At 64.7% G+C, this 11,431-nt stretch carries 7 protein-coding genes and 1 pseudogene; 3 read left to right on the forward strand and 5 right to left on the reverse strand.

All coding sequences use genetic code 11. The features are described 5' to 3' along the window. The 3 genes and pseudogenes from ACLQI9_RS15455 to ACLQI9_RS15465 form a co-directional block, all read left to right on the forward strand. Positions 1 to 1,343 (forward strand): annotated as a pseudogene (locus ACLQI9_RS15455) (cyclase); the annotation flags it as partial. Positions 1,344 to 1,636: 293 nt separating this feature from the next. After that, positions 1,637 to 2,974 (forward strand): cytochrome P450, encoded by a 1,338-nt coding sequence (locus ACLQI9_RS15460; protein ID WP_442377052.1) that lies wholly within the window; start codon positions 1,637 to 1,639, stop codon positions 2,972 to 2,974. A 30-nt stretch (positions 2,975 to 3,004) separates the two neighbouring features. Continuing rightward, positions 3,005 to 4,300 (forward strand): acyltransferase, encoded by a 1,296-nt coding sequence (locus ACLQI9_RS15465; RefSeq protein ID WP_442391874.1) that lies wholly within the window; start codon positions 3,005 to 3,007, stop codon positions 4,298 to 4,300. Between the two features lie 59 nt (positions 4,301 to 4,359). Here the strand turns inward: ACLQI9_RS15465 and ACLQI9_RS15470 are convergent, their stop codons facing one another. From ACLQI9_RS15470 to ACLQI9_RS15490, 5 genes are all read right to left on the reverse strand, one after another. Further along, positions 4,360 to 6,921 (reverse strand): ABC transporter permease, encoded by a 2,562-nt coding sequence (locus ACLQI9_RS15470; protein WP_442391875.1) that lies wholly within the window; start codon positions 6,919 to 6,921, stop codon positions 4,360 to 4,362. Further along, positions 6,921 to 7,625 carry an ABC transporter ATP-binding protein gene (locus tag ACLQI9_RS15475; protein WP_442391876.1) on the reverse strand — a complete coding sequence of 235 codons (705 nt, stop codon included), beginning with the start codon at positions 7,623 to 7,625 and terminating at the stop codon, positions 6,921 to 6,923. Before ACLQI9_RS15475 ends, ACLQI9_RS15470 begins: the two co-directional genes overlap by 1 nt. 26 nt (positions 7,626 to 7,651) lie before the next feature. Beyond that, positions 7,652 to 8,224 (reverse strand): hypothetical protein, encoded by a 573-nt coding sequence (locus tag ACLQI9_RS15480; protein WP_442391877.1) that lies wholly within the window; start codon positions 8,222 to 8,224, stop codon positions 7,652 to 7,654. Between the two features lie 116 nt (positions 8,225 to 8,340). After that, positions 8,341 to 8,610, reverse strand: coding sequence for a hypothetical protein (locus tag ACLQI9_RS15485; protein ID WP_442391878.1), 270 nt, complete (start codon positions 8,608 to 8,610; stop codon positions 8,341 to 8,343). 92 nt (positions 8,611 to 8,702) lie between these two features. Beyond that, positions 8,703 to 11,324, reverse strand: a complete 2,622-nt coding sequence (locus ACLQI9_RS15490; protein WP_442391879.1) for a LuxR C-terminal-related transcriptional regulator — start codon at positions 11,322 to 11,324, stop codon at positions 8,703 to 8,705. Between the last annotated feature and the right edge of the window lie 107 nt (positions 11,325 to 11,431).

An 11,431-nucleotide genomic window follows, 5' to 3' on the forward strand; every position in this document is an offset into this window, starting at 1 on the left:
ACGCGGCGCTGATCGCCGAACATCTGCAGGCCGCCGGCGAGCTGCACGCCGCCTACGGCTGGCACATGCGTGCCGCAACGTGGGCGACCAACCGCGACATCGCCGCCGCCCGGGTCAGTTGGGAGCGCGCGGAAAAGATCGCCGAAGCATTACCCGCCGATGACCCGGACCGGGCAGCCATGCGCATTGCCCCTCGCACGATGTTGTGCGGGATCGCCTGGCGAGTCCATATGAATGTGGCAGGCGCCCGCTTTGATGAACTGCGGGAGTTGTGCACTGCCGCCGGGGACAAGGCGTCACTGGCCATCGCCATGGTGGGGCTGGTGATGGATCACGCGTTCCAGGGCCGGATGCGCGAGGCATCCCAGCTGGCATCGGAAGCCATGGTCCTCATCGAGTCGGTCGGCGATCCGACCCTGACGGTGGGGCTGTCCTTCGCGACGATCTACGCCAAGCTTGAAAGTGGCGAGTGGTGGGACGTGTTGCGCTGGTCACAGAGGGTTATCGATCTGGCCGACGGTAATCCGTCTAAAGGCAACTTCATTTTCGGGACTCCGTTAGCGCACGCCTTGACGTCGCGGGCTATTGCCCGGTATTGCCTGGGCCGTCCCGGATGGCCAGATGACCTGCGGCACGGCCTGGTCATGGCCCGCAGCGCCGACCCTATGTCCTATGCCACCGTCGTCGCCTACATCTACTTCGTGGGGGTACCCTTTGGCGTGCCGAGGCCCGACGATCGCGCACAGCGTGAGATCGAGGAGGCCCTGCGGATCGCCGAACGATCCAGTGATGACCTCGCGGTGGCCGTCGCCCGGATGACGCTGGGCTTTGCGCTGGTGCACCGCCACACAGCTGCAGAGCGTGACCGCGGACAGAAGCTACTGGCAGAGGTCAGCGAAGTGTTCCTGCACCGGAGTTACGGCCTGGGCGAGTTACCGCTCGTCAACGCCTACTTGGCGCGCGAGACGGCTCGGTGTGGAGATCGCGACGGCGCCATACCGCAGATGCGCGCCGCCGTCGACCATCTGTTTCGCGAGGGACAACTGCTGAATTGGGGCATTCCGGCGACCGGTGTGCTGGTGGAGACACTGCTGGACCGCGGGGCCGAGAGTGATCTTGCCGAAGCCGAATCCGCGATCGAGCGGTTAGCGGCGACGCCAGCCGACGAGGGTCTGGTGATACGCGAGATCTGGCTGTTGCGGCTGCGCGCGCTGCTGACCCGGGCCCGCGGCGACGATGTTGCCTACCGGGACTTGGTGAGTCGCTATCGCGCGATGGCGGAATCGCTTGGCTTCGAAGGACACATCGCCTGGGCGAAGGCGCTGATCGAGGGTGGGGAATAGTCGGCAATTTGACGATTCCGCGGATGTTTTGGCCCTCCTAACGGGTCGCGATGGCGTGGTCGACAACCGTGACGCGCGCCAGAACTTCGCCGATACTCACCCCCTCGCGGCTGCCGCCGGCCGCATCTAAGTGGCACCGCGCCGAGGCCGGCGAGATTGCAGTGGTGCACTACTGAGCTCGTCACACCCCCCGGAAGCGACGATTCCCTTGGCACGTGGCTCGGTGATGCGAGCCGTCGCGCTCGCATCACCGAGCAGGAGATTCCGAGGAACATCGCAGTTTGGGGGACCGCATGACCGATCGGGCCATGGCCAGTCCGTGCGAAACATTGCTGCCGAACAGGTTGAACCCGCCGCCGGTGCGCCTACCCCAGCTCGTGCAGGCTGTTGGATTCGCTTTCTTTCAACGCAAGGCGATGCGGAATTGGATCAATCGGCACGGACACATCTTCGAAATCAACGTCCCATTCTTTGGTCGATCAGTCGTCGTTTCCGACGCGGCTCTGGTGAGGTCGGTGTGCACCGCGAGCACCGAACAGCTGATCAATGTGCAGCCGAATCTCGGAAATTGGTTCGGGCCCGGGTCGATATTTGCGCTTAATGGCAGCCGACATCGCGATCGGCGCCGGCTGCTCGCACCGGCCTTTCACGGCCATAGCGTCAAAGACTACGAGACGATCACCGTGGACGAGACACTGCGTGAAAGCGCGAATTGGCCTGAGGGTAAGGAATTCCGGATTTTCGAACCGATGAACAGGATCACCTTGAAGGTGATGTTGCGGATCCTCTTCGGTGCTGATGGGGCGGAACTCGAGGAACTATGCGAAATCGTGCCGTCCTACATGAGACTCGGACAGCTCATGGCATTTGTGCCGGCGCCACCACGCTGGACCGGACGCCACGGCCCGTGGGGCAAGCTGGACGACTTCCGCAAGGCACTCGACCGCATCGTATTCACGCTGATCGACAGGGCCGATGCCGATCCGGGTCTCGGCGAGCGGGCGGACATCCTGGCATTGTTACTGCGCAGCAGGCGCGACGACGGAACGGAGATGTCGCGGCTGGACATCTGCGACGAACTGTTGACCCTCATCGGTGCGGGCCACGAAACCACGGGAACAGCACTGGCCTGGACGTTCGAGCGGTTGCGGCGCCACCCAGACGTGCTGGCCGAACTGGTCCGAGAGGTCGATGAGAGGGGCAGCGACCTCCGCCGAGCCACAATTTTTGAGGTGCTGCGAGTACGCACCGTCATCGATTCGATTGGCCGCCGGGTCAGGGCGCCGAACTTCGACCTCGGCGGATGGCGGATTCCGCATGACCGCACGGTGTTCGTGCGCATTGCCGATCTGCACGAGAATCCGGAAATCTTCCCTCACCCCGAACGATTCGACCCGTATCGCTTCCGCGGCACCAAGCCGGCGGCACCAGCATGGCTGGCGTTCGGCGGCGGAGCACGGCGTTGCATCGGCGCTGATTTCGCGATCGCCGAAATGGATATCGTGCTGCGGACGGTGCTGCAGAATTTCCGGATCGAGACCGATGCCGCCGCCGATGAGAAGTCGTATTTCCGGGGAATCGCCCACACCCCGAAACTCGGCGGCCGCGTAACAATGAACCGCCGAACGTAGCCCGTTGTGTCGACTCAGCTGATCAGACCAGTGCCCGCACAACGGCTCGAAATCCGCTGCAATGTCGGCGACGCCATTGTCGCGAACTTGGCGGTCCACATCGTCTTCTTCTTTGAGCGGCAACTCGACACGACGGCGCTCACTCGTGCATTTACGCAGGCGCTCACGAATCTTCCGATCTTCGCGGGGCGAATGGCCCTGGTCGACGGCACGATGCGAATCCGATGTGAGGGCCATGGTGTGCCCTTCACGTCTGTGTCGTCCGGCCGCACGCTCCGTGAGGCGATCCGTTCGGTGTCGGAGGACAACGGACTATGGCTCATCGACCCGGTGAACGGCGCCACGGCTCGATGGGGGCGGGGCGCGCTGTGCAAGGTACGTGTCACGCAGCTCGCGGACGACGCGACCGCGATCGGTTTCTCATGGCACCACGCGATCGGCGACATGCAGACGTCGATGCACTTCATGAACGCGTGGGCTGCCGCCGCTGCCGACAAGCCACTCGCTGAGCCGTTGATCGTCGAAGACCGCGCTGCCTACCTCGACGAGCATCTCCCTGCCGATGGCGCTCGGGAGCCCGGGGTGCGTTGCCTCGGGCTCGCAGAAATTGCACGTAGCGCGCTGTACCTGGCAAAGGATGCGCGAAAGCAGCGAACTCTGAGTCTCTACTTCGGAGAAGACGAAATCGCCAGCATGCGCGACGCCTACGGAAACCGGATGCGCTTGTCTGCGAACGACGTTGTGTGCGCGCATGTTTCCGAAGCGCTCATGAAGGCGGATCCCGCGGCGGATGGTCGCACCCTCGCGATCGCCGTGGATGCGCGGAATCGTTGTGGCCTCGATCCGATGCTTATCGGCAATATCCTCACGACGCTGAACCTCGACCTGCGACGCGGAGAGGCTGCAAGTTCGATTGCCGAACGCATCCGCCACAACGTGGACCACTTTGCCGACGAACACTGCGACCTGCGCACTAACCAACAGTTCCTGGACGCTGCCGGTGCATGGCGGGCCGCCCGCTGTGTATCCACTGCCTTCAATCCGGCCCAGTGGAACCCGCTTGTCTCGAACTGGAGCGGCTTCGGCGTTTACCGCATCCAATTCGAAGACACCTTCACGTCCTACTGCACGCCGTTGATGAAATTGCCCGTTGCGGGACTCGGTGCCCTGGTGGATGGGGCCGATGGCCATGGACTGGTCTTTCAGATGTCATTGCCGCCCAAGGAATTCGAGGCCACGTCAAGCCCCGCGATTCGGGAACACATGCACCGGTTTCGGCGCGAAGGCGACGACATTCCGCGATTGCACCGTGAGATCCACGGCTAACGGCTGCGTCTCACTCGGAAAATGGGGTGAGCTGCCGAGCGCAGGAAAGTTACAGCGCGTCAACTAGCTCGCAGCACCTCGGCCGTTTCCAACCGTCGCGAATGGATCACGGGATACACCGCGGCGGCCAGGACGAGCACGAACACAGCGGTCACTCCGGTTCGCAGCGGCAGCGCCAGCACATCCCAGTCGATCTTGATGCCGTAGTACACCGGTGAGCCCAGCGACCAGAGATACGTAAGGCCCACACCCCCAAGCACAGCGAGGCCAGCGACCAGCAAGCCGAGAAGGCCCGCGTTAGCGATGATCACGGCCTGTTCTTGCCCGGAGGTCACACCGATCGCTCGCAACACGGCTCGCTCACGCTTGCGTTGCACGAGTCCTAGCACGAACACGTTCAGCAGGCTCAGGCCGGCGGCCGCCATCACCACGTACCCCGCGATCGTGAACGGCTCAAGGAAACGGGTGATTCCGGTTGTGGCCTCCGAGCGCCACTGTTCGTTGTCGTACACCGACAGTCCGGCGCCGAGGTTGACGAAGTCGTTACGGTGGGCGGTCGCGTCGGCGGAAGACGGATAGGCCACCGCGACCTGGTCGCGTACGGCAGCCCAATCAGAACGCGCCAATCTTTCGGAGACCAGGACGATGTCGCCCACTGCGGTGTCATTGATCATCCGTGGATGAAAGATCCCGGCCACCCGGTACTGCTTCGGCCCTTCGACGGTGGGCAGCTCGACCGCTCCGCCTGCGGCGACTCCGAGCCGGCTGGCGGCAATCTCGCTCAGGCCAATCTCGCCTTCCCGCAATCCCTGCCAGAGCCTGTCACGGACATCGCTCGGCTCATACAGCGCCAGGCTGTACCAATCGCCCGGCGTGACGCCGACGACTAGGCGCGACAAGGTCCCCGACGAGATCGTCGATCGCCAGCGCGAAGACACGCTTCGCCCGTCAGCGGCGCCAGTCACCAACTTGAACGTGGCGTCAGAAAGCCGGCCGTCCCGCTGATCGAGCACTGATTGGGCGGCAATCAACAACGCGGCGGGCAGTCGGTCGGCCTTCTGCGCTGCCACCTGCCTGGTGCCGAGCAGTTGCATGCTATGTGAGCCGATGGCCAAGCTGGTGCCCTCGGCGAGTAGCGCGGCGGAGATAGCAAACAGCAACGTGTAGCGCCGAAAATCGGCACCCAGCAGGCGCCCGACGGCGGGACGCGCAATCGTCAGCAACTCGATCAACAGCCCGGCAGCACGCGGGGCGATCCACACCGTCACCAGCACCACCCCGCACAACCCCACCGTCATGCCGTTGATGCCCGCGCTGAGCGGCAGCGACCCGCGCTCGAAAATCTTCAACACGACGACGGCGCCCGCCAGCAAGCCCGCGCCAACGATCAGCGGCCACGTCGGGATCGTCCTGACGCGCTGCACTCCGCCGGCGCTCGCCATCGACGCCAACGGCCCGTCGCGAACCAACCTGGCGGCCGGCCCGATCATCGCGAGGATTCCGCAGACGATCCCCGCTGCCGCTCCGATCACGATCAACTTCGGCGTGAAGTGCGCGGTGATTGCGCCGCCGGATCCGGCCAACATGGATTGCCCGAATCTGTTCACCAGATAAGTCCCGAGCAGGAAACCGCTTGGGACCCCCAACAGTCCCCCTAGCAGACCTACCACGGCGCCTTCGCCGAGCATCCCGCCGAACAACGCGACCGGTTTGGCGCCGATCGCGCCGAGGGTCCCCATCACCGCTCGTCGGTCCTCGACCGCCAGCAGGATGGTGTTCACGGCAATGAGGAGGCCGATCAGGACGCCGGCCAGCGCGGTCAGGTTGAAGCTTTGTGTGGCGTTCTCAAACAGGGCCGGCTGTTGCGGGCGGGGTGGGCCCGCCGTTGCGACGCGAGCAATGACCCGGTCGATGTCGGCCCGGATATCGGCGCCCGGTCTCGGCAGTACGAACGCGGCCGTGGCATAACCGGGTGACGACAGGATGCTGGCGGCTAGGTCCACAGAGGGGGCTAGCAGCACGTAACCATCGTTGACGCCCGCGACGCGGTCGAACTCGGGGAACGTCCAACCAAGGTGCGCCGCACCTGGAGGCACGCCGGGGATGCGCAACTCCTCGCCCAGCTGAAGGCCGAGGCGCTGTGCGATGACCGTAGGAACCTCCAGCGGCACGCCCGGGCCATCTGCGGCCTTCTCGTCGCGGGCACGCTGCTCGCAGTTGAACGCTCCGACCAGCAGCTCGATTTGGCACGACCCGCCGACCAGAAAGAAGCCGTGTGTGCCGCCGCCTGGAATGTCCACGGGCGTCAAGCCGGCGACGATTGGGATGACCGCTTGCGCCCCTGGCACCTCGGCGTGCAGCCGGTTGACTGTCTCCATCGGCAACCTGCCGCTTACGTTCGGCGTAACCTCGACCACCCCGATGTCGGCGGCGTGGGCGAGCGATGGGCCGAATGAGTCGAAAGGGCGGGCGAGCTCGGTTTTGAGAATCAGCGTCCCGAGTACCACTGTCACCCCAAGGGCGACGCCGATTGCGCTGAGCAGCGTCCGGCGCCAGTCGGCGATCAACGCAGCGAGGTGGATCCGCCGGAAAGAAAGCCATCCGGCCCGCAGCCGTAGCATCACCGCTCCGCGATGGGCGCGGCGGCGTCGACTTCGTAGGCACGCCCGTCGACTAGGTGCAGCTCGCGTGAGCCGTAGCGCGCCGCGGCCTGGTCGTGTGTCACCATGACTACCGCCGCGCCGTCTTCGTCTGACAGCGACCGCAGGAGATCCAAGACCTCGGTCGACGAATGGCTGTCCAGGTTTCCGGTCGGCTCGTCGGCGATGATGATGGACGGCCGGGCCACCAGCGCGCGCGCCACCGCCACCCTTTGCATTTGTCCGCCCGAGAGTTCGGCCGGCCGGTGCCGCGCGCGGTCGCCGAGCCCGACCCGTTCCAGTAGCTCCTCAGCGCGTGCGTCGGCTGAACGGGCAGGCATACCGTCTAGAACCAGCGGCAACGACACGTTCTCCACTGCGGTCAGCATTGGCACCAAGTTGAAGAACTGGAAGACGAATCCCAGGTTGCGCCGTCGGAACGCGGCGCGCCTGCCGGTGCTCTGCGCCCAGATGTCCTGGCCGGACACGGCTACCGTGCCGTTGTCAGGTGCGTCCAGCCCGCCGGCAATATGCAGGAGGGTCGATTTGCCGGCTCCCGATGGTCCGGTCACGACCACGAATTCGCCTGCGTCCAAGGTGAAGTCGAAGTCGACGAGCACATGTACATGCTCGTCGCCCCTGAGGTACGTCTTGCCGACGCCCTTCAGCTGCAGTACCGGCGTCACGCTTAAACCGCCGTCACCGACCGGGGTCACCACAGCCCCGCCAGTAGTGCGGGCAGGTCGGCAGCCAGCCCGGGCAGCTCGGCGGCGGGCAATGTCGCGGCGTACAGCGACGGCTCGGTAAAGAACGACGGCTCGAAAAAGGTCGGGCCTACCGCCTCAACGAACCAGGTAGGAAAGTTGAGGTCACCGAACGGCGTGGTGAAGAACGCCTCCGGCGTACCGCCGATGCTGTTGTAGACCTCGCCGAAGCCCTCAATCGGGAAAGAGTTGTACATGCCGTCCCCAATCCTGAAGTCGTTGTACTGCTCCCCGACGGGGACGTTGCCGGAGATGTCCTGTTCGACGGAAACGTTGTAGTTGTCGCCGCCGCCGTAGTAGGGGCGGTCGTAGCGCACCGCGCCCTCGAACGTCTCGGCCGGGGCGTTGAACAGGCTGAAATCCTGGTCATACAGTGTTTGCTGGAGCAACGGGCTGTCGTCGAAGGTGGAATTGAACTCGGGGCCAAACGGCGTGGGTGCATCGAGGTCGGCGTGCGCCGTGGCTGCGGAGAAGGCCAGCGCGGCCAGCGCGCCAGTCAGGGTGAGAGTGATGCGGATCATTGGTCAGTTTCCTAACTGTTGTTGTTCCTCGCGCAGCGATGATCAACGGCGTCCGGGTGTCCTGCCCCGCGATAGGAATCGTCACTCGCGCTCGGTCGGACGAGCGCAGTAGCGCACTACTGCAATTCGCCCGCTTTCGGCGCGGTACTACCGAGTCGCATTCTTGGGCCCCGGTCTATTGCCGCACGATCGTCTGTCGTGTTGAGCGCCGCAACAAGTTTCGCTTCGGCCATGCTGTACAGGCCATCCAGGGCGGCCTGCTCGACGTTGACGTACTGGCAGATCACGTCGGCGGCGACGCCGGCGTCGCGCAGTCTCAATGCCAGCGAATACGGCAACGGCAGCCGGCGGAGCGCCCGCTCGCGTTGGCTGAGTTCATCGGCCATCTGAGCAGCGTGCGTATATTTTCGTAGTGCCGACTCAGTAAGGCGATACTGAAATCATCGCCGGAGCGGAACGCACGCCGTCAGAGGCGATGTCACTCTGTTCGCGCCCCCGGGCGGGGTATCAGTGCGGCAAGTTCGTCGCGGCTGGTGGTTCCCGTCTTGGCCATCGCTCGGTAGATGTGGCTCTCGACGGTGCGTACGGAAACTGTCAGTCGCTCGGCGATTGCACGGTTGGACAATCCCTCACCGATCATCATCACGATCTCTGCTTCGCGGTCGGTCAACGGCAAGGGCCTAGCGGCCTGGCGTAGCGCCGGAGTGCTGGCGCCGCCGCATTGTTCGGCCAGCGCATCGCCGCGCGCCGAACATGTCAACGCCGATCCCCGCAGGTCTTGGCTGCGATACGCGAGGGCGGCATGGGCAGCCGCATCTAAAGCCGCGACAAGATCACCCATTCGTTCGAATTCCTCTGACACCGAGGACAATTCAGCAGCGTCGCCGTCGCGCAGGGCGACGGCGAACCGGGCAGCCAGGCCGGCACGTGGCCCTTCGACGATCGACTCGAGCTCACGCAACCTGGGTGCGCTGGTGCGATCACCGAACTGAGTGGCGGTCTGCAAGCAGACCACTTCGGCCGCGAATTGCCCGGCGGCTGCAGCCCTTTCGGCCGCCGACAGCACGACGGTGATCGCCTCGCTAACAGCCCCCTGGCTCGCAACCACCCACGCCCGGGCCAAGCTGCATTCGTAGTCGAGCGAGCGAAACGGACGGAGCAGCTTGTCCAGCACGGCGAGCATGGCTGCAGCCTCGTCAGTCGAACCACGCATCGCCAGTGCGGTCGTGCGCGGAATGTGATAGCGGTATCCCCAGCCGATGGCATGGGAGGCGGACAACCCTTCTGCCCCCTGTTCCAACATCGCACATGCGGTATCTAGGCGGCCGGCCCCAAGCGCAGCCCGACCTGCCACGGCGGAGCCGAGTAACTGAGCGGCGCCCGGAAGATCGGCAGCCTGCTGGCGGACCCGTTCGGCCACCTCAACGGCATCACCGATCCGGCCGGACAACAGCAGCGCGCTGATGTGTGCATCGGCGATGTTGAACCTCATGTGCGGGGCGTCAAATGAGCGTGTCGCGTTGGCGTAACCGGCATCTGCGACGGCCACTGCTTCGGCGGTGCGACCAGCGTCCGCGGCTATGGTGGCGAGCACCCACGCTATTTCCGCGCCAACGACGGCGGGCAGATCGTCCAATGCAAGGCCTTCCGAAGCTTGCCGCGCCGCCTCCGGCCGGTCCATCGCAAACCAGTACACCGTCAGGAAGGCATCGATATAGCTGCGCGCCTCAGGTGGTGTGGTGCGCGACCCCTCGTCAATGATTTCTTTCGCGCGCGATGGGTCACCGAGCGCCCAGAGCATGTTGCTGGCCCGTAGGAACGCCAATCTGGCGCGGCCTTCGTCGGTCAACGCGCCGTCGTCAATCGCGGCGAGCACCGTGTCGGCCTCCTCGCCACGGCCCAACCACGAAAGTGCATGCGCTCGAACTAAATTCGGTTCCGGTCCAGCTCCAGCGCGGATTGCCGCTTCCGCGAGTCGATCAGCGAGCGTCAGATCCGCCAGCCAGACGGCGCCCTGGGCTGCCCTAACGAGCAGGTCGGCGTCGGGTGTGAGGTCGGAGTCGAGACTCAACGTGGCGCGGCGCACCACGACTTGTATGTCGTCGTGGTCATCGGCTGCGGCGAGTTCGGCGGCGACCAGTCCGCGCAGCCGTCGCAGCCGGGTGGGTGCCGCGCGTCTGCGGCGCACCTCACCGTAGAGGGGGTGTGCCACCCGCACTTCCACACCGCCAACGACGGGCCTCAGCGTGATGATGCCGCGGGTGTCGGCCTCCTCGACCGCCGCCGGATCAGCGATGCGCCTGAGGGCCGCCAGTTCGATGGGCTCCCCCACAGCCAGCGTGTCGATCACATCGCTAATCGGCGCGGGCAGGGCTCCGATGCGGGATTCGATCAGCTCAACCAGGCCGGGCGGCATGACGGGATCACCGAGCCACCGCCAGTACCCGTGCCGTTGCACGATTCGGCCGTCAGCGACCTCCTGTTCCACGATGTTGCGCAGATACAAAACGTTGCCGCGCGTTAGCTTCCACAGCCGCTGAGCGGCACCTGGATCCACCGGTCCATCTAAGGTTGCCGACAGCAGCGTGGTGGTTTCATCGAGCGACAGTGGTTGCAGGTCGAGCCGGTCGAATTGGCCAACCGTCCATATCTCTTGCACAGCAGCGGCAATCGGTTCACCGTCGCGAATGGTGAGAATCACTTTCGCCGCGCCGCGCTGCACAATCTGGTGCACGACGAATATCGACAAATCGTCGAGCAAATGCACGTCATCGACACACACCACCACCGTGGCGCCCGCAGCTGCGGAGGTCAACGACTCAATCACCCCCCGCAGCAACTGAACGGTGTCCGTGACACCCGACGGCGCCCATGCGGTGAAAGCACCAAGCGGAATCGCCCGAGCCGAAGATGTGCCGACCGCCCACCGGCATTCGCATCCTTGCGACTCAGCAGCAGACAAGGCCTCACGGGCGATCCGGCTCTTCCCCACACCCGCCGCCCCGTAGACAACGATCCCGGAAGCATCCGAAGCCAAGATGGCGGCCTCGATAGCTTGCATCTCCTCCGAGCGTCCAATAAACGGCCACGACAAACGCACCCCCAAAGCCTAGGAGCGCGGACCCCGCAACGCGGAGCATACGAGCGACTTCGACGAAGTGCGCGGTCGTTCGATTGACCGCAGCTGCGCCATGTAATGCCGCAGCT

It is taken from the genome of Mycobacterium sp., from assembly GCF_052143115.1.
Classification (GTDB): domain Bacteria; phylum Actinomycetota; class Actinomycetes; order Mycobacteriales; family Mycobacteriaceae; genus Mycobacterium.